Source organism: Amycolatopsis tolypomycina, assembly GCF_900105945.1.
Lineage (GTDB): Bacteria > Actinomycetota > Actinomycetes > Mycobacteriales > Pseudonocardiaceae > Amycolatopsis > Amycolatopsis tolypomycina.
On record NZ_FNSO01000001.1, the window covers coordinates 106,953 to 124,436 of the forward strand.

General features: G+C 71.5%; 19 protein-coding genes. 18 read left to right on the plus strand and 1 reads right to left on the minus strand.

Features of this window, described 5'->3' with window-relative positions:
- Nucleotides 1-234: 234 nt before the first annotated feature.
- The 11 genes from BLW76_RS00610 to BLW76_RS00660 all read left to right on the plus strand — a co-directional run bounded on the left by BLW76_RS00610 (nucleotide 235) and on the right by BLW76_RS00660 (nucleotide 10,428).
- Entirely contained in the window at nucleotides 235-1,542 is a 1,308-nt protein-coding gene (locus BLW76_RS00610; RefSeq protein ID WP_091303865.1) for a glutamyl-tRNA reductase, read from the plus strand.
- A gap of 20 nt (nucleotides 1,543-1,562) precedes the next feature.
- On the plus strand, nucleotides 1,563-2,492 hold the full coding sequence (gene hemC / locus BLW76_RS00615; RefSeq protein WP_091303866.1) for a hydroxymethylbilane synthase: 930 nt from the start codon (nucleotides 1,563-1,565) through the stop codon (nucleotides 2,490-2,492).
- Nucleotides 2,493-2,610: 118 nt separating this feature from the next.
- A complete protein-coding gene (locus BLW76_RS00620) occupies nucleotides 2,611-4,143 on the plus strand; it encodes a bifunctional uroporphyrinogen-III C-methyltransferase/uroporphyrinogen-III synthase (RefSeq protein WP_091303868.1) in 1,533 nt (510 codons plus the stop codon).
- Nucleotides 4,144-4,312: 169 nt separating this feature from the next.
- Nucleotides 4,313-5,284: a porphobilinogen synthase gene (gene hemB, locus BLW76_RS00625; protein ID WP_091303869.1), complete on the plus strand. Its 972-nt coding sequence runs from the start codon at nucleotides 4,313-4,315 to the stop codon at nucleotides 5,282-5,284.
- Nucleotides 5,285-5,301: 17 nt separating this feature from the next.
- Entirely contained in the window at nucleotides 5,302-5,838 is a 537-nt protein-coding gene (locus BLW76_RS00630; RefSeq protein ID WP_091303871.1) for a hypothetical protein, read from the plus strand.
- Nucleotides 5,835-6,275 (plus strand): hypothetical protein, encoded by a 441-nt coding sequence (locus BLW76_RS00635; RefSeq protein ID WP_091303873.1) that lies wholly within the window; start codon nucleotides 5,835-5,837, stop codon nucleotides 6,273-6,275. Before BLW76_RS00630 ends, BLW76_RS00635 begins: the two co-directional genes overlap by 4 nt.
- A gap of 13 nt (nucleotides 6,276-6,288) precedes the next feature.
- Nucleotides 6,289-6,627 carry a hypothetical protein gene (locus BLW76_RS00640; protein ID WP_091303875.1) on the plus strand — a complete coding sequence of 113 codons (339 nt, stop codon included), beginning with the start codon at nucleotides 6,289-6,291 and terminating at the stop codon, nucleotides 6,625-6,627.
- A 62-nt stretch (nucleotides 6,628-6,689) separates the two neighbouring features.
- Nucleotides 6,690-7,970: an efflux RND transporter periplasmic adaptor subunit gene (locus BLW76_RS00645; RefSeq protein WP_091303878.1), complete on the plus strand. Its 1,281-nt coding sequence runs from the start codon at nucleotides 6,690-6,692 to the stop codon at nucleotides 7,968-7,970.
- Nucleotides 7,967-8,671 (plus strand): ABC transporter ATP-binding protein, encoded by a 705-nt coding sequence (locus BLW76_RS00650; RefSeq protein WP_091303879.1) that lies wholly within the window; start codon nucleotides 7,967-7,969, stop codon nucleotides 8,669-8,671. The genes BLW76_RS00645 and BLW76_RS00650 overlap by 4 nt, the downstream gene beginning before the upstream one ends.
- Complete coding sequence (locus tag BLW76_RS00655) at nucleotides 8,668-9,870, plus strand: ABC transporter permease (protein WP_091303880.1); 1,203 nt, start codon at nucleotides 8,668-8,670, stop codon at nucleotides 9,868-9,870. The genes BLW76_RS00650 and BLW76_RS00655 overlap by 4 nt, the downstream gene beginning before the upstream one ends.
- A 9-nt stretch (nucleotides 9,871-9,879) precedes the next feature.
- On the plus strand, nucleotides 9,880-10,428 hold the full coding sequence (locus tag BLW76_RS00660) for a hypothetical protein (protein WP_091303882.1): 549 nt from the start codon (nucleotides 9,880-9,882) through the stop codon (nucleotides 10,426-10,428).
- On the opposite strand, the gene BLW76_RS00665 is transcribed toward BLW76_RS00660, so the two are convergent.
- Nucleotides 10,425-10,901: a TspO/MBR family protein gene (locus BLW76_RS00665; RefSeq protein WP_091303886.1), complete on the minus strand. Its 477-nt coding sequence runs from the start codon at nucleotides 10,899-10,901 to the stop codon at nucleotides 10,425-10,427. The two genes, BLW76_RS00660 and BLW76_RS00665, sit on opposite strands and share 4 nt — an antisense overlap.
- Nucleotides 10,902-10,961: 60 nt before the next feature.
- Between BLW76_RS00665 and hemL the strand changes: the two genes are divergently transcribed.
- The 7 genes from hemL to ccsB all read left to right on the plus strand — a co-directional run bounded on the left by hemL (nucleotide 10,962) and on the right by ccsB (nucleotide 17,466).
- Nucleotides 10,962-12,263: a glutamate-1-semialdehyde 2,1-aminomutase gene (gene hemL, locus BLW76_RS00670; protein ID WP_091303892.1), complete on the plus strand. Its 1,302-nt coding sequence runs from the start codon at nucleotides 10,962-10,964 to the stop codon at nucleotides 12,261-12,263.
- Nucleotides 12,260-12,886, plus strand: a complete 627-nt coding sequence (locus tag BLW76_RS00675; protein ID WP_091303894.1) for a histidine phosphatase family protein — start codon at nucleotides 12,260-12,262, stop codon at nucleotides 12,884-12,886. The genes hemL and BLW76_RS00675 overlap by 4 nt, the downstream gene beginning before the upstream one ends.
- Entirely contained in the window at nucleotides 12,883-13,446 is a 564-nt protein-coding gene (locus BLW76_RS00680) for a TlpA family protein disulfide reductase (protein WP_091303895.1), read from the plus strand. The genes BLW76_RS00675 and BLW76_RS00680 overlap by 4 nt, the downstream gene beginning before the upstream one ends.
- A gap of 96 nt (nucleotides 13,447-13,542) precedes the next feature.
- Nucleotides 13,543-13,914, plus strand: coding sequence for a hypothetical protein (locus BLW76_RS00685; protein ID WP_091303896.1), 372 nt, complete (start codon nucleotides 13,543-13,545; stop codon nucleotides 13,912-13,914).
- Nucleotides 13,915-14,122: 208 nt separating this feature from the next.
- Complete coding sequence (locus BLW76_RS00690) at nucleotides 14,123-14,896, plus strand: cytochrome c biogenesis CcdA family protein (protein ID WP_091303897.1); 774 nt, start codon at nucleotides 14,123-14,125, stop codon at nucleotides 14,894-14,896.
- Nucleotides 14,893-16,494 carry a cytochrome c biogenesis protein ResB gene (resB, locus tag BLW76_RS00695; protein WP_091303898.1) on the plus strand — a complete coding sequence of 534 codons (1,602 nt, stop codon included), beginning with the start codon at nucleotides 14,893-14,895 and terminating at the stop codon, nucleotides 16,492-16,494. The genes BLW76_RS00690 and resB overlap by 4 nt, the downstream gene beginning before the upstream one ends.
- Nucleotides 16,495-16,497: 3 nt before the next feature.
- Nucleotides 16,498-17,466, plus strand: a complete 969-nt coding sequence (ccsB, locus tag BLW76_RS00700; protein WP_091303899.1) for a c-type cytochrome biogenesis protein CcsB — start codon at nucleotides 16,498-16,500, stop codon at nucleotides 17,464-17,466.
- The last annotated feature ends 18 nt before the right edge of the window (nucleotides 17,467-17,484 follow it).

Genomic DNA, 17,484 nt, shown 5'->3' on the forward strand with positions numbered 1-17,484 from the left:
TCCTTCTCTGACGGTGAAGGACCCGCTCGGTGGTGAGGACGCTGTCCGGAAGCTCATTAATCGGCCCTCGGCCAGGTCGGGGCATGTTCCTAAGGCCGGTAAAGCGGCCTCGGCCCGGCGGGGCTGGCAGTACTCATGCTGGCCGTCAAGCGGCACGCACGCTAGGCCATGCACCCACCGGGACCGAGTGGTCACAACCCTATCGGTTCGGGCTGCAGAAGGGATGGTGGCCTAATGAGCGTGTTGGCGGTCGGTCTCTCGCATCGGAGTGCGGAGCTGAGCACGCTCGAACGCGTCGCGATCCCCGCGCCCGAGATCGGCAAGGTGCTCGACGAGCTGCAGCAGGCCACACACGTCAGTGAGGTCATGCTCGTCTCGACCTGCAACCGGATCGAGGTCTACGCGGTCGTCGAGACCTTCCACGGCGGCCTCAACGACGTCTCCGAGGTGCTCGCCCGCCAGGCCGGGATGGCCCCCGCCGAGCTCTACGACAGCCTGTACGTCCACTACGCCGGTGCCGCCGTCGAGCACCTGTTCTCCGTCACCTCGGGCCTGGACTCGATGGTCGTCGGCGAGACGCAGATCCTCGGCCAGATCCGGTCCGCCTACGCCACCGCGCGCGAGGCCGGCACCGTCGGCCGCACGCTGCACGAGCTGATCCAGACCACCCTGCGCGTCGGCAAGCGCGTGCACACCGAAACCGGGCTCGACCAGCTCGGCGCGTCGGTCGTGTCCGAAGCGCTCGCCGCGGCCGGGGACGTCAGCGGCAAGCACGCCGTCATCGTCGGCGCCGGCTCGATGGGCGCGCTGAGCGCGTCGCAGCTGCGGAAGGCCGGGATCGGCGAGATCACCGTCGCCAACCGCACCGACGCCCGCGCCCGCCGGCTCGCCGCGAACGTCACCGAGCAGGGCGTGCCGGCCCGCGCGGTCCCGCTGTCCGCCGTCGCCGACGCGGTCCGCGAAGCCGACGTCGTGATCTGCTGCACCGGCGCGCAGGACGCCGTCTTCGGCCCCGAGCACGTGCTGCCGCGCGGCGGCCGCGCCCTCGTCGTCTGCGACCTCGGCCTGCCCCGGGACGTCGACCCCGAGGTCGGCGAGCTCGACGGCGTCCGGGTGGTCGACCTGGCCACCATCCAGCGCCGGATGCGCGAGGCGGGCACGCCGACCACCGAGCGCCAGACCGCCAAGGCGACCGGGATCGTGCTCGACGAGGTGCGCGAGTACCTCGCCGGGCAGCGCAGCGCCGAGGTGACGCCGACCGTGACCGCGCTGCGCCGCCGCGCGGCCGAGGTCGTCGACGCCGAACTGCTCCGGCTGGACAACCGCCTGCCCGAGCTGGACGGCGCCGTCCGCGAGGAGGTCGGCCGCACGGTCCGCCGGGTGGTCGACAAGCTGCTGCACGCGCCGACGGTGCGGGTCAAGCAGCTGGCCGCCGAGACGGCCGACACCGACTACGCGAACGCGTTGCGTGAACTGTTCTGCCTCGACCCGCAGGCGCCCGCCGCGGTGGCGAGCCCGAAGCCCCCACCAGAGAAGAAGTAGTAGTGACCAGAGTCATTCGCATGGGCACGCGCGGTTCGAAGCTCGCGCTCGCCCAGACCGGGACCGTCGCCGACGCCCTGCGCGCCACCGGCGCCGAGGTCGAGATCGTCAAGGTGACCACGCCCGGTGACCAGTCCTCCGCCCCGATTCCCACGATCGGGGTCGGCGTCTTCACGTCGGCGCTGCGGGAAGCGTTGCAGCGCAACGAGGTCGACGTCATCGTCCACTCGTACAAGGACCTGCCGACCGCACCCGAACCGGGCATCACGCTGGCCGCCGTGCCGCCGCGCGAGGACCCGCGGGACGCGCTCGTCGCGCGCGACGGGCTGACGCTCGGTGAGCTGCTGCCCGGCTCGAAAGTGGGCACCGGCTCCCCGCGGCGCACCGCGCAGCTGCAGGCGCTGGGTCTCGGTTTGGAAATCGTGCCGATCCGCGGCAATATCGACACCCGCATGCGCAAGGTGTCCGACGGCGAGCTCGATGCCGTGGTGCTCGCGCGTGCCGGACTGGCCAGGATCGGCCGGGCCGAGGCGATCACCGAGACCCTCGACCCGATCCAGATGCTGCCCGCGCCCGCGCAGGGTGCGCTGGCGGTGGAGTGCCGGGCGGGAGACGTGGACCTCGAGCAGCTGCTCCGGTCCACTTTGGACGACGAGGGCACGCGGGCCGCGGTGACGGCCGAGCGTTCCCTGCTGGCCGCGCTCGAGGCGGGGTGCAGCGCGCCGGTGGGCGCGCTCGCCGAGATCGTCGAAGATCTCGACGCCGAGGGCAAGGTCGTGGAACGGATCTCGCTGCGCGGCACCGCCGCCGCGGAAGGCGAGAACGGTGCGGTGGACATGGTCCGGGCCATCGCACTGGCCGACAAGGACCAGGCCGCCCAGCTGGGCAAGGACCTGGCCGCCGAGCTGCTGGACCTGGGAGCCGGAGCCCTCTCCGGCCCTGCTCAATAGCGCTCTCGCGAGCGCTTTCGAAGGCTGTAGCTCTGAAAAGAGTGCTTCGAAAAGACCTTTATAGGAGATCTGCGGCCGCGCGATCGGGCACGGCCGCCGCAAGAGGAGAAACGCACAGATGACCCCCGCGCGAAAGACCACCGGGCGCGTAGCGTTCGTGGGCTCCGGCCCCGGCGACGCCGGCCTGCTCACGGTCCGTGCCCAGGAGCTGCTGACCAAGGCCGAGGTCGTGGTGACCGACCCCGACGTGCCGCAGTCCGTGCTGGCCATGGCCGCCGAGGGCGCCGAGGTCCGGCCCGCCGTCGGCGAGGCCGCCGAGGTCGCCAAGGACCTGACCACCGAGGCCAAGGCCGGCCGGCTGGTGCTGCGCCTGGTGGCCGGCGACCCGCTGACCACCCCGGCCGTGGTGGCCGAGGTCCAGGCGGTCGCGCGCACGAGCGCCGTGTTCGACGTCATCCCGGGTGTCTCCCCGGCCGCCGCCGTCCCGGCGTACGCGGGCGTCGCGCTGGGCGGCACGCACACCGAGGTCGACGTCCGCGGCGACGTCGACTGGGCGGCGCTGGCCGCCGCGCCCGGCCCGCTGGTGCTGCACGCGACGTCGGCGCACCTGGCCGAGGCCGCTTCGGCGCTGACCGGCAACGGCGTCCCGGCGTCCACCCCGGTCGCGGTCACCGCGAACGGCACCATCAACACCCAGCGCACCCTCGACACCACGCTCGAGAAGGTCGCCAACGACGCCGGCGAGCTCGTCGGGCCGCTGATCGTCACGATCGGCCAGGCCGCCGGGGCCCGCTCGAAGCTGTCGTGGTGGGAGTCGCGCGCGCTGTACGGCTGGAAGGTCCTGGTGCCGCGCACCAAGGAGCAGGCCGGCGAGATGGCCGAGCGCCTGCGCGGCCACGGCGCGACGTCGCACGAGGTGCCGACCATCTCGGTCGAGCCGCCCCGCAGCCCGGCGCAGATGGAGCGTTCGGTCAAGGGCCTGGTCGACGGCCGCTACCAGTGGATCGTCTTCACCTCCACCAACGCGGTCCGCGCGGTGTGGGAGAAGTTCGAGGAGTTCGGCCTCGACGCCCGCGCGTTCTCCGGCGTGAAGATCGCCTGTGTGGGTGAGTCGACCGCGGCGAAGGTGCGCTCGTTCGGCATCATCCCGGAGCTGGTCCCGTCGGGCGAGCAGTCGTCCGAGGGCCTGCTGGCCGAGTTCCCGCCGTACGACGACGTGCTCGACCCGGTCGACCGCGTGCTGCTGCCGCGGGCCGACATCGCCACCGAGACGCTGTCGGCGGGCCTGCGCGAGCGCGGCTGGGAGATCGACGACGTCACGGCGTACCGCACGGTCCGGGCCGCCCCGCCGCCCGCCGAGACCCGCGAGATGATCAAGACCGGCGGTTTCGACGCGGTCTGCTTCACCTCGTCCTCGACCGTGCGGAACCTGGTCGGCATCGCCGGCAAGCCGCACACCCGCACGCTGGTCGCGTGCATCGGCCCGAAGACCGCCGAGACCGCGGTGGAGTTCGGGCTCCGGGTCGACGTCCAGCCGGAGAAGGCGGACGTGCCGCACCTGGTGGACGCGCTGGCCGAGCACGCCGCCCGCCTGCGCGCCGAGGGTGCGCTGCCGCCGCCGCGCAAGGCGAAGCGGGCCCGCCGCTCCTGAAGTCCGATGTACTGAACGACTCGTTCATGTCGCCAGATGACATGAACGAGTCGTTCAGTGCGTTCGGCGCCTGGCCTGCGAGTCGCCGGCCGCGCGTTCGGCGATCGGGGCGGACCGCTGAGCACCCTTGCGGAACCCGGGCGGAAGCGTCGGGAGTAACTTGGTAGGGGTGTTCCCCGAGCATCGTCCCCGCAGGCTTCGCACCACCCCGGCCATGCGCAGGCTGGTGGGCGAAACGACGCTGCGGCCACGCCAGCTGATCCTCCCCATGTTCGTCGCCGAAGGGCTCGACGCGCCGCGGCCGATCGCGAGCATGCCCGGCGTCGTCCAGCACACCCGTGACACGCTGCGGAAGGCCGCCGTCGACGCGGTCAACGCCGGGGTCGGCGGGCTGATGCTGTTCGGCATCCCGGCCACGCGCGACGCCGACGGCTCCGGAGCCGTCGACGAAAACGGCATCCTCAACGTCGCCCTGCGCGACCTGCGCCACGAGCTCGGCGACGCCACCGTGCTGATGGCCGACACGTGCCTCGACGAGTTCACCGACCACGGCCACTGCGGCGTCCTGGACGCCGACGGCGCGGTCGACAACGACGCCACCCTGCGGATCTACGCCCAGATGGCGATCGCGCAGTACGAAGCCGGGGCGCACGTGCTCGGCCCGTCCGGGATGATGGACGGCCAGATCGGCGTCATCCGCCGGGCGCTCGACGAGGTCGGCCACAAGGACGCGGCGATCCTCGCCTATTCGGCGAAGTACGCCAGCGCGTTCTACGGCCCCTTCCGCGAGGCGGTCGACTCGCAGCTCAAGGGCGACCGCAAGACCTACCAGCAGGACCCGGGCAACGGCCGCGAGGCGCTGCGCGAGATCGAGCTCGACCTCGCCGAGGGCGCGGACATGGTGATGGTCAAGCCGGCGCTGGCCTACCTGGACGTCATCAAGGCGGCGGCGGACATCTCCCCGGTCCCGGTGGCGGCGTACAACATCTCGGGCGAGTACGCGATGGTCGAGGCCGCCGCGGCGAACGGCTGGCTCGACCGCGAGCGCACGGTCCTCGAGGTGCTGACGTCGATCCGCCGCGCGGGCGCCGACATGATCCTCACCTACTGGGCCGCGGAAGCAGCTGCGTGGCTGGACTGACCGGCTAGAGTCCTCACGTGGAAGACAAAGAGGACCTCACGGGTCTGACGGACGACGAGCGGCGCAAGAAGGGCCGCTCGCCCGACCCGGTGCTCCCCGGCGAGCGCGCGCCGAAGGCGACCCCGCCGCGGCCGGTGGCCGTTTCGTTCTGGTTGTGGCTGGCCGGCGGCGTGGTGCTGATCCTCGGGTACGTCCAGCTGATGGCCGCCAAGTCCGCGGTCGTCGACCGGTTCGTCGAGGGCACGAAGGACCCGAAGATCACGCGCCAGGTGATCGAGGACGGCGTCACGGCCATGCTGTGGTTCTTCCTCGCCGGGGCGGTCGTGTTCACCCTCCTGTTCCTGCTGTTCGCGTACAAGGCCCGCGAAGGCACCCGCTCGGCCCGGACGGTGCTCACCGTGCTGCCGATCGTGTTGCTGCTGCTGATCCTGACCTTCGCGCCGGTGCTGACGTACCTGACGCTGATCGCGGTGCTGCTGTTCGTGATCGCGCTGGTGCTGCTGTACCTGCCGTCCGTGAGCGGCTACTTCCCCAAGGTCGGCAAGAAGCTGTGAGGCTCTACGCCGAGTCCGGCGTGAGCTGGGCGGCGATCGGCTGGGGCCCGGCGTTCGCACTGGTGGGCGCACTGGCGGAGCTGGCAACGGGCGGCCCGGTGCACGTGGTGGGCTGGCTGATGGTCGGGTTCGCGCTCTGCGTGATCACGATGCCGTGGGTGTACGCCCGCCGCCGGTTCCTGTCCCTGGAGGTGACGTCCGAGCAGCTGCGCCAGGGCCGCGAGAAGGTCCCGGCGGCGCAGATCGCATCGGTGACGGACGTCGGCGCACCGGTGGGCGCACGTGTCCTGGGCGGCGGGTGGTCGGTGCCGCGGAAGTACGACGAGCTGCCGGTGAAGCTCGCGGACGGCACGGTGGTGCTCGCGTGGGCGAAGGACGTGGAAGCCCTGCGGGACGCGCTGGACCGGCTCGTCCGGGCGACGCCGCGGGAAGCATGAGAAAATCGGCACCGTGATCGACCTTCCGCAGCCCACCGGGGCCGAGCTCTGGCCGCCGGAAGAAGCCGGCCCCGCTGCCCGGCTGCACAAGCCGTGGCGGATGTTGGTCGCCGTGGTGGAGGTGCTGCTCGCCGTCGCCGCCGGGTGGGGCGCCTACGCCTGCTGGCGCTCCAGCGTCGCCACCGTCGTCACCACCACCGATGACGGTGCCGTGCTCGAGTCGCACCGGTACTTCGGGGGGATGCTCGTCGCCGCCATCGGGCTTGGGACCGTGGCCGCCCTGCTGCTCGTCGATGCGGTGCGTCAGCTCACGCTCGCCATCCGTGCGCGGAGTCCCAAGCCGAAGGCCTGATACACAGCTCGCGCACAGGCAACCAACAGTCAATTGCTAAGCGGCGGCACGAAAGTTGCCGCATGACGCGCGTGCGTGCCTCGAAGGCATGGGTGATCAACGGAGCTCTGGTCGTACTGCTGGCCGGGGCGGGATTCGGGATATACCAGGCATTCAGCCCCGAACCGAGCTCGGCGCAGGCGCAGTCGCGCAGCACCCCGGTGCGCCGGGCGACGGTCACCGAGACCGTCTCCGCCGCCGGGACGCTCGCCAGCAGCTACACCGGCGCTGCGAACTTCGCCACGGCAGGCAAGGTCACCTCGATCGATGTCAAGGTCGGTGACGTCGTCAGCGCCGGGCAGAAGCTCGCCACCGTCGACAGCACCCAGGCGGCGAAACAGCTTCAAGTCGCGAAGGCCAACCTCGCCGTTGCGCAGGACGGCCTCGACACCGCCGAGACCGCCGAAGACACCCCGGCCACCGGCCAGAACAGCCAGAACGCGCAGACCAACGCGGCCAACAACGTCACCTCGGCCCAGGCCAAGCTCGATCAAGCCGAGCTGGACGTCCAGACCGCGCAGCAGGCGCTCGACAACACCGTGCTGTACGCCCCCGGCGCCGGCACGGTCACCGCCATCAACGGCGCCGTCGGGCAGCAGTCCTCCAGCGGCTCCGGCAGCTCCTCGGCCACGAGCCAGTCGTCCAGCGGCAGTGGCCAGGGCGGCCAAGGCTCGCAGAATTCCAGCGCCGCCGCGTCCAGCAGCACCAGCAGCTCCGGGTTCATCACCATCACGAACCTGACCGGCCTGGTCGTCAACACCTCCGTCGCGGAGATCGACGTCAGCAAGGTCAAGGCGGGCCAGAAGGCCACCGTGACGCTGAACGCGCTGCCGGACAAGCCGATCCAGGCCACCGTGTCGAGCGTCAACCTGACCCCGACCACCAGCGGCAGCGTCGTCTCCTACGGCGCGCAGCTCGCGCTGGCCAGCCCGCCGGACGGGCTGCGGCCCGGCCAGTCGGCGAGCGTCGTCATCACCGTCGCCGAGGCGGACGACGCGCTGAGCGTGCCGGCCGCGGCCGTGCAGACCGTGGGCAGCACCAACCTCGTCACCGTGCAGGAAAACGGGCAGAACGTCACCCGCCAGGTGCAGGTCGGGCTGCGCGGCGAGTCGACGGTCCAGATCACCTCCGGGCTCACCGAAGGCGAGAACGTCGTGCTCACCGCGACCGCTTCGACCGGGACCACCGGCGGCACCGGCCGCACGGGTGGCGGCACCGGCGGGTTCCCCGGCGGCGGGACCGGCGGCTTCCCGGGCGGCGGCCAGCGCGGCACCGGCGGCGGCGGGTTCGGCGGCCGCGGATGAACCCGGTGATCGCGGTCTCCGCACTGCGCAAGACCTACGGCGACGGCGAGACGGCGGTGCACGCGCTGCGCGGCGTCGACCTCACCGTGTGGCCCGGCGAGTACGTCGCCATCATGGGCGCGTCCGGCTCCGGCAAGTCCACGCTGCTGAACATGCTCGGCTGCCTCGACGTGCCGACGTCCGGCCGGTACCTCCTCGACGGGTTCGGCGTCAGCAGGCTGAACGAACGGCAGCTGGCGTTGCTGCGCAACCGGAAGATCGGGTTCATCTTCCAGTCGTTCAACCTCGTGCCCCGGACGTCGGCTTTGTCCAATGTGGAACTCCCGCTGGTCTACAGTGGATTGAAGCGGTCGGAACGCCGCCGCCGCGCGCTCGCCGCGCTGGAGATGGTCGGGCTGTCCGATCGGGCCAAGCACCTCCCGAGCGAGCTCTCCGGCGGCCAGATCCAGCGCGTCGCGGTGGCGCGGGCGCTCGTCACCGGGCCGGCGATGCTGCTCGCCGACGAGCCCACCGGCAACCTCGACCGGCGCAGCACCGAGGACGTCCTCGGCGTCTTCGACCGGCTCAACCGCCTCGGCCGCACCATCGTCGTCATCACGCACGAGGACGAGGTCGCCGAGCACGCGCACCGCGTCGTCCGGGTCGACGACGGGCTCATCGTGTCCGACGAGGTCACCCGCGCGGTGGGGGCGGTCTCGTGAACGTCCTCGAAATCGTGCGGTTCGCCGTCCGCGGCCTCACCGCGAACAAGCTGCGCTCGGCCCTCACCACGCTCGGCATCACCATCGGCGTCGCCGCGGTGATCCTGCTGGTCGCGGTGGGCAACGGCGCGTCGGCGGCCATCGCCGCCAGCATCCAGGGCCTCGGCACCAACGTCGTCAACGTCTCCCCGGCCCGCGGCGGCGGCCAGGGCGCCGCCGCGCGGCCGCTGACCGTGCAGGACGCGCACGCCCTCGTCGACCCCGTCGGCGCCCCGGACGTCAAGGCCGCGTCCCCGGTGGTCAACACGACGGCCACCGCGACCTACGGGCAGACGTCCTACGACATCTCCAGCGTCGCCGGCACCGAGCCCGCGTACTTCACCACGACCAACCGCGAGCTCGCCCAGGGGCAGCTGTTCACCAGCGAGGACGTCACGGCCGCGCGCAAGGTCGTCGTGCTCGGCCCGACGACGGCGGAGTCGATCTTCGGCAGTACCGACCCGGTCGGCAAGAACGTCCTGCTGAACAGCATCCAGTTCACCGTGATCGGGGTGCTCCAGGCCAAGGGCAGCACCGGCCTGCAGAACGCCGACGACGTCGCCATCGCGCCGATCTCGGCGGTGCAGAACTCCCTCGCCGGGTACGGCAGCCTCAGCCAGATCGCCGTCCAGGCCACCAGCGCCGACTCCGTCTCGCTGGCCCAGTCCGAGATCACCGCCATCCTCAACGCCCGCCACGGCATCCGGCTCGGCGGCACCCCGGACTACCAGATCCAGAACTCGGAACAGCTCCTGGCGACCCGGACGTCGGCGACCGAGACGTTCACCGTGCTGCTGGCCGCGGTCGCGGCGATCTCGCTGCTCGTCGGCGGCATCGGCGTCACCAACATCATGCTCGTCACGGTCACCGAGCGGATCCGCGAGATCGGCATCCGCAAGGCCATCGGCGCCCCGCGCTCGGCCATCCTCGGCCAGTTCCTCGCCGAGGCGACCATGCTCAGCCTGTTCGGCGGGCTGCTCGGCGTCGCCATCGGGCTGATCGGCAGCCGGTTCACCATCTCCGGGATCAAACCCGTCATCGTGCCCTCGTCGATCCTGCTCGCCTTCGCGGTGTCCGCACTGATCGGGCTGTTCTTCGGCAGCTTCCCGGCGAACCGGGCCGCCAAACTGAGGCCCATCGAGGCCCTGCGTCACGAATAAGGAGTCCCCATGTCTTCCTCCGCCGACCCGGCACTTTCACGTGAAAGTGGCGCCTTGGAGCCGACCGCGGAACAGATCGTCGCCAGCCCGGCCGTCGACGGTGATCTGAACGCCGAGATGCGCCGCGCCGCCAAGCCGTTCTCTCGCACCACGCTGGTGCTGGCCGGGCTGGTCGTGTTCGCGATCGCGTTCGGCGGCGGTGCCTGGACGCACGCGGCGTTCGGTTCGTCCACCCCGGCTCGGCAGACCGGCGGCACGCAGGCTCGGGCACAGGGCGGGACCGGTCAGCAGGCCGGTGCCGGCCAGCAGGGCGGTGGGTTCCGCGGCGGCCGCGGCACCACGGGCACGGTCGACCACGTCGACGGCACCACCGTCTACGTCAAGACCGCACAGGGCGCCGACGTCAAGGTGTCCACATCGGACTCGACGGCCGTCGGGGTCACCCAGCAGGGCAAGCTGTCGGACCTCAAGCCGGGCGCGACGGTCGTCGTCCAGGGCCAGGCGGGCAGCGACGGCACGGTGGCCGCGCAGAGCATCACCCAGGAGGCCGGGCGCTAGTTGAGGACGACGACCGCGGTGTTGAGGGCCGTCGCGAACAGGATCCAGCCGAGGTAGGGCACCAGGAGCGCGGCGGCGGCCTTCGACCGGCGGCCGAACAGCACGATCGTCACCACCACGACGGCGTCGAGCAGCACGATGTCGGCCAGCGCGAGCCCGGCCGCGCGGCCCTCGAAGAACAGCGGCGTCCAGAGCAGGTTGAACAGCAGGCCGATGCCGTAGACGGCGAACCCGCGGGTCTCGCCGTCCGTGCGCCAGTACAGCCAGCCGGCCACCGCGATGGTGATGTACAGCACTGTCCACACCGGACCGAACACGGACGCGGGCGGGGCCCACGGCGGCTGCTCGAGCCGGGCGTAGACCTCCTTCGCCGACGTCGCGGCCAGGCCGCCGACCACGGCCACCACGGCGACGACGCCCAGGAAGCCGGCCAGCATGAGCCACTGGTTGCGGTGCGGGGCGCGTTCGGTCACCGGCTGTTTCCCTCCCGGGCGGCTGCCCGCCATCCTAGGCGGGTTTGGTTGACTGGACCCGTGAGCACTGGAACCGAGCAGTCCAAGGCATGGTTCGACCGCGCGAAGACGGCCATCCCGGGTGGGGTGAACTCGCCGGTCCGGGCCTTCAACTCGGTGGGCGGCACGCCCCGGTTCATGGTCCGCGGCGAGGGCCCGCACCTGTGGGACGCCGACGGCAACCGCTACGTCGACCTGGTGTCGTCCTGGGGCCCGATGATCCTGGGCCACGCGCACCCGGCGGTCGTCGAGGCGGCGCGCACGGCGGCGACGTCCGGCCTGTCGTTCGGCACGCCGACCATCGGCGAGGTCGAGCTGGCCGAGGAGATCATCGGCCGGGTCGAACCCGTCGAACGGGTCCGGCTGGTCAACTCCGGCACCGAGGCCACCATGAGCGCGATCCGGCTGGCCAGGGGGTTCACCGGCCGGTCGAAGATCGTGAAGTTCGCCGGGTGTTACCACGGTCACGTCGACGCGCTGCTCGCCCAGGCCGGCTCCGGCGTCGCGACGCTGGGGCTGCCGACGTCGCCCGGTGTCACCGGTGCGCAGGCCGCGGACACGCTGGTGCTGCCCTACAACGACCTCGACGCCGTCCGGAAATCCTTTGTGGACAACCCGGGCGAGATCGCCGCGGTGATCACCGAGGCGGCGGCCGGGAACATGGGCGCGGTCGCCCCGGCCGAGGGCTTCAACGCGGGGCTGCGGGAGCTCGCCCACGAGCACGGCGCGCTGCTCATCATGGACGAGGTGATGACCGGGTTCCGCGTCTCGCACGCGGGCTGGTTCGGCCTCGACGGCGTGGCCGGTGACCTCTACACGTTCGGCAAGGTGATGTCCGGCGGGCTGCCGGCGGCGGCCTTCGGCGGCCGCGCCGACGTGATGGCCAAGCTCGCCCCGGGCGGGCCGGTCTACCAGGCCGGGACGCTGTCCGGGAACCCCGTCGCGGTGGCCACGGGCCTGGCGACGCTGCGCGCGGCCGACCACGCCGTGTACGCGGCGCTGGACGCCAACGCGAAGCGGCTCGGCAACCTCTTCCACGCCGCGCTGAGCGAAGCCGGCGTCGCGCACAACGTCCAGTACGCGGGCAACCTGGTGAGCGTGTTCTTCGGCGAGGCGCCGGTCCGCGACTACGCCGGCGCGCAGGCGTCGGAGACTTGGCGCTTCCCGGCGTTCTTCCACGCGCTGCTCGACGGAGGCGTGTACGCGCCGCCGAGCGCGTACGAGGCCTGGTTCGTCAACGCGGCCATGGACGACGAAGCGTTCTCCGTGATCGAAGCCGCGCTGCCCGCCGCGGCGCGCGCGGCGGCGGAGGCGGTTCAGTGACCACCGTCGTCCACATGCTGCGCCACGGCGAAGTGCACAACCCGTCGAAGATCCTCTACGGCCGCCTGCCGGGCTACCGGCTCTCCGAGCGCGGGCAGCGGCAGGCGCTGACGGTCGCCGAGGCCGTCGCCGGCCACGACCTCGTGCACGTCGTCGCCTCGCCGCTGCAGCGGGCGCAGGAGACGGCGGGCCCGATCGCCGCCGCGCACCGGCTCGACATCGCGACCGACGAGGGCCTGATCGAGGCCGACAACCAGTTCGAGGGCCTGCACGTGGCGGTCGGCGACGGTGCGCTCCGGGAGCCGAAGCACTGGCCGAAGCTGGTCAACCCGTTCAAGCCGTCGTGGGGCGAGCCCTACCTCGAGATCGCGCACCGGATGCTCGGCGCGGTCCACCGGGCGCGCGAGGCGGCGGAGGGCCACGAGGCGCTGTGCGTGTCGCACCAGCTGCCGATCTGGACGCTCCGGCGGTTCCTCGAGGGCAAGCGCCTGTGGCACGACCCGCGCCGCCGCCAGTGCTCGCTGGCGTCGCTGACCAGCCTGGTCTTCGACGGCGACGAGCTGCGCGAGATCGTCTACAGCGAGCCCGCGGGCACCACCGACCCGAAGGTGACCGGCGCATGAAACGGCTGGTCACCGGCCTGGTCGCGGCGCTCGCCCTGGCGGGCTGCAGCACGGGCAAGGACGCCGTGGTGCAGGGGAGCAGCTTCAGCTTCGTCTCCCCGGGCGGCCAGGTCGACATCACCTACGACGTCGCCCAGCGCCAGACGGCCCCGGTCCTCGCGGGCGAGGACCTGATGAACGAGGGCAAGCAGCTGTCGCTGGCCGACTTCGGCGGCAAGGTCGTGGTGCTGAACCTGTGGGGCCAGTGGTGCGGGCCGTGCCGCACGGAGGCGCCGGAGATGGAGTCGCTGGCCAAGCAGGGTGTGCAGGTGGTGGGCATCGACGTCCGCGACCCGGCCCGCGAGGTGGCCCAGGACTTCGTGCGCGACCGGCAGCTGACGTTCCCGTCGATCTACGACCCGGACGGCCGGGTGCTGCTCAAGCTCAGCGGCTACCCGCGCAACATCATCCCGTCGACGATCGTGCTGGACAAGCAGCACCGGGTGGCCGCGGTGTTCCTGCGGCCGGTGCTGGCCCAGGACGTGCTGCCGGTCGTGCAGCGGCTGGCTGCGGAAGCCTGACCGCACCTGGCGGAGCTTTTGCCGGTTTTTAACCGGCACGGGTGATTTTTCGGCTAGGTTTTCCCTTGATCATTTTGCCGGACCAAGGGGGAACCCATGCTGAAGAAGATCGCTGCCACCGCGCTGGTCGCGGGGGCTGCCACCGTGCTCGTGCCGACGGCCGCGTTCGCCTCGGCGAGCGGGTGCAACGCGGGCACCTGCATCGGCGTCGAGGGCCAGAGCCTGCGCGTCGAGGCGATCACCGCCGACTCGCTGTCGGGCTACGGCTTCTACGGCCACTACCACATCTACGGCGGCGGCATCGACACCAACAGCTCGACGGGCAACTGGACACCCGGCCTCGGCTGGACCATCTACCCGCGGCGTGACCTGCCGAACGGTTCGGTCCTCTGCGTCGAAGCCTGGGTGAAGAACGCCGACGGCGGCCACTCCCTGCGCGGCCGGCCGTGCGTCGAGGTGCGCTTCTGATCGTCCCGGCACCCGAAGCGCCCCAATGTGGCGTTGGTTGCGTTCAACGCACCGAACGCCACATTGGGTGCGCTGGACGCACCGAACGCCACATTGGGGCGTTTGGCCGGCGCCGCGGCCGGGACCAAGGTCCTGATCTGCTGTGACCGAGGTCCTGTGAAGCGGCCCCGGCGTTCTCACCGGGACCTCACTGCCTACCCTCAACGGGGTGAACTCCGTGACCGAGCTGGCGATCTCCGGACCGCTGCTGCTCGCCGCGGGCGTCGCGCTGCTGGCCGGCGCCGTCTCCTTCGCCTCGCCGTGCGTGGTGCCGCTGGTGCCGGGCTACCTCGCCTACCTCGCCGCGCTCGTCGGGGCCGAGGCGCCCGCCGTCCGCGCCGACGAAGAACGCAAGCAGGGCCGGTGGGCCGTCGTCGGGGCCGCGCTGCTGTTCGTGCTCGGGTTCACCGTCGTGTTCGTCGCCACGCTGGGCACCCTCGTCTGGCTGACCGCGACCCTCACCCTCAACCAGGACCTGCTGCAGCGCCTCGGCGGGGTCCTCACCATCGCCATGGCCCTGGTGTTCATCGGCTGGATCCCCGGCCTGCAGCGCGAGGTCCGCTCGCACCACGTGCCCCGCGGCGGCGTGTGGAGCGCCCCGCTGCTCGGCGCGATCTTCGGGCTCGGCTGGACGCCCTGCATCGGCCCGACCCTGTCCGCGGTCATGACGCTGGCCAGCGCCACCGGCGGCGCCGAGGCCCGCGGCTACCTGCTGATCGCCGTCTACTGCCTCGGCCTCGGGCTGCCGTTCCTGCTCATCGCGCTCGGCGCCCGCTGGGCCGTGCGCGCCACCGACTGGGTCCGCCGGCACGGCCGCCAGGTGCAGGTCTTCGGCGGCGTGCTGCTGCTGATCGTCGGCCTCCTGCTGGTCACCGGCGTCTGGGGAGATCTGATGGGCTGGCTCCGCAACGAGTTCGTCGTCGACCTGAAGCTGCCGCTGTGACGACCACCGAGGCGCCGCCCGCCGCGCCGAAGCCGCCGCACCACACACCCGCCAGGCGCACCCTCGCCTTCCTGCGCAACACCTGGCGCGGCCTGACGTCGATGCGCACCGCGCTCGTCCTGCTGTTCCTGCTCGCGCTGGCCGCCCTGCCGGGCGCGCTGCTGCCGCAGCGGAAGCTGAACGCGCCCAAGGTCGACGAGTACATCGCCGCCCACGGCTGGTGGGGGACGCTGCTCGACAAGCTCGAGTTCTACGACGTCTACTCCAGCATCTGGTTCTCGGCCATCTACCTGCTGCTGATGATCTCGCTCGTCGGCTGCCTGACCCCGCGCAGCTTCGAGTACGTCAAGGCCATGCGCGCCAAGCCGGTGCTGACCCCGCGCAACCTGGCCCGGATGCCGCACTACCGGCTCGGCCGCGGCAAGACCGACGTCACCGCCGAGATCGCCGCCGTCCACAAGCAGCTCTCCGGCTGGCGCCGCGTCGAACGCGAAGAGGCCGGCGGCGTCCGCACGATCTCGGCCGAACGCGGGTTCCTGCGCGAGACCGGCAACCTGCTCTTCCACTTCAGCATGCTGGGCCTGATCGTGTTCTTCGCCCTCGGCAAGCTCTTCAGCTACGAAGGCCAGGTCATCGTCCAGGCCGACGGCAGCACGTTCTGCAACTCCGGCATCTACAACTACGACTCCTTCAACGCCGGCCTGCGCGTCGACGGCACCGACCTCAACCCGTTCTGCGTGAAGGTCAACGACTTCACCGCGCGCTTCACCGCGTCGGGCCAGCCGGACTACTACCACTCGAACATCGAGTACCAGTCCGGCGCGGACCTCGACACGAACACCTGGCGCCCGTACGGCCTCGAGGTCAACTCGCCGCTGCGCACCGCCGGCGACCGCGTCTACCTGCTCGGCCACGGCTACTCGCCGAAGTTCACGGTCACCTTCCCGGACGGCACGCAGCGCACCCAGAACACCCAGTGGCGCACGGTCGACCCGGCCACGATGCTCGCCGAGGGCGCGACGAAGTTCGACCAGCCCGGCGTCACCGACGAGGTGCAGCGGCGGACCCGCCAGCTGGCCATCACCGGCCTGTTCGCCCCGACGGCGTTCCTGCACGGCAACGTCCTGACGTCGTCGGCGCCGGAGGCGAGCGACCCCGCCGTCGCCGTCGACGTCCTGCGCGGCGACCTCGGCCTGGACTCCGGGCGCGGCCAGTCGGTCTTCGAGGTCGACCAGTCACGGGTCGACGACGGCAGGCTGAAGAAGGTCGCCCGCGAGAACCTCAAGGTCGGCCAGGAGATCAAGCTCGACGACGGCACGAAGATCCGCTTCGACGGCGTCGGCCAGTGGGTCTCCCTGCAGGTGTCCCACGACCCGACGCAGGGGTTCGTGCTCGGCTTCGCCATCGCGATGTTCCTCGGGCTCGGCGCGTCCCTGCTGGTCAAGCGCCGCCGGCTGTGGGTGCGGGTGAAGCCGGGCACCGAAGCCGAGCCGGGTACCGTGATCGAGGTTGCCGGGCTGGCCCGCACCGACCAGGCCGGGTACGGCGAAGAGTTCCACCGGGTCAGCGAACGCCTGCTCGGCGGGCAGAAGGGCTGAGGCATGCCGATCAACGAGACGCTGTCGCAATACAGTGACTGGCTGTACACCACCGCCGCGGCGATCTACGTCGTCGCGCTGATGATGACGCTGATCGAGCAGGGCTTCGGCGCCAAGGGCAGGCTCGCCACCGAGCGCGCCAAGCTGCGGGCGCGCGAGCTCGTCGGCGCCGGCGGGCCGCCGGTCGCCCAGGTCCCGGCCGCGCAGCGCGAGGTCGGCAGGCCCGAGCGGATCGGCCGGATGGGCGCGGCGCTGCTGGTGCTCGGCGCGCTGCTGCAGCTGACGGCGATCGTGCTGCGCGGGCTCGCCGTGCACCGCGCGCCGTGGGGCAACATGTACGAGTACGGCATGGCGGTCACCTTCATCACGGTGGTCACCTGGCTGATCGTGATGGGGAAGTTCCCGGTCCGGCACCTCACCGGCTTCCTGCTGCTGCCCGTCGTGATCCTGATGTTCGTCAACGGCACGCTGCTGTACACGATCGCCGCGCCGGTGCAGCCCGCGCTGCAGTCGTACTGGCTGGTCATCCACGTCGCGGCGGCCATCATCGGCTCCGGCGTCTTCCTGGTGCCGGGTGTGGCCAGCGTCCTGTACCTGTTCCGCGCGGCCTACGACAAGGACAACACGAAGTTCGCCCGGTTCGCGCCGAAGCTGCCCGAGGCCGACGTCCTCGACCGGATCGCCTACCGGACCACCATCTTCGCCTTCCCGGTGTTCACCTTCGGCGTGCTCTGCGGCGCGGTCTGGGCCGAGTCGGCCTGGGGCCGGTTCTGGGGCTGGGACCCCAAGGAGACCTGCGCGTTCATCGCCTGGGTCGTCTACGCGGCCTACCTGCACTCGCGGGCGACCGCGGGCTGGCGGGGCGCGCGGGCGGCGATCATCAACATCGTCGGGTTCGCCGCGATGATCTTCAACCTGTTCTTCGTGAACCTCGTCTCCGTCGGCCTGCACTCCTACGCCGGGGTGGGCTGAGCGTCCCGCGCCGCCGCC

Excerpts from the sequence above, each read along its gene's own strand:
- BLW76_RS00610 (WP_091303865.1), top strand. The coding sequence starts at position 235 with ATGAGCGTGTTGGCGGTCGGTCTCTCGCATCGGAGTGCGGAGCTGAGC.
- hemC (WP_091303866.1), top strand. The coding sequence starts at position 1,563 with ATGGGCACGCGCGGTTCGAAGCTCGCGCTCGCCCAGACCGGGACCGTC.
- BLW76_RS00620 (WP_091303868.1), top strand. The coding sequence starts at position 2,611 with ATGACCCCCGCGCGAAAGACCACCGGGCGCGTAGCGTTCGTGGGCTCC.
- BLW76_RS00645 (WP_091303878.1), top strand. The coding sequence starts at position 6,690 with ATGACGCGCGTGCGTGCCTCGAAGGCATGGGTGATCAACGGAGCTCTG.
- BLW76_RS00650 (WP_091303879.1), top strand. The coding sequence starts at position 7,967 with ATGAACCCGGTGATCGCGGTCTCCGCACTGCGCAAGACCTACGGCGAC.
- BLW76_RS00660 (WP_091303882.1), top strand. The coding sequence starts at position 9,880 with ATGTCTTCCTCCGCCGACCCGGCACTTTCACGTGAAAGTGGCGCCTTG.
- BLW76_RS00680 (WP_091303895.1), top strand. The coding sequence starts at position 12,883 with ATGAAACGGCTGGTCACCGGCCTGGTCGCGGCGCTCGCCCTGGCGGGC.
- BLW76_RS00685 (WP_091303896.1), top strand. The coding sequence starts at position 13,543 with ATGCTGAAGAAGATCGCTGCCACCGCGCTGGTCGCGGGGGCTGCCACC.
- ccsB (WP_091303899.1), top strand. The coding sequence starts at position 16,498 with ATGCCGATCAACGAGACGCTGTCGCAATACAGTGACTGGCTGTACACC.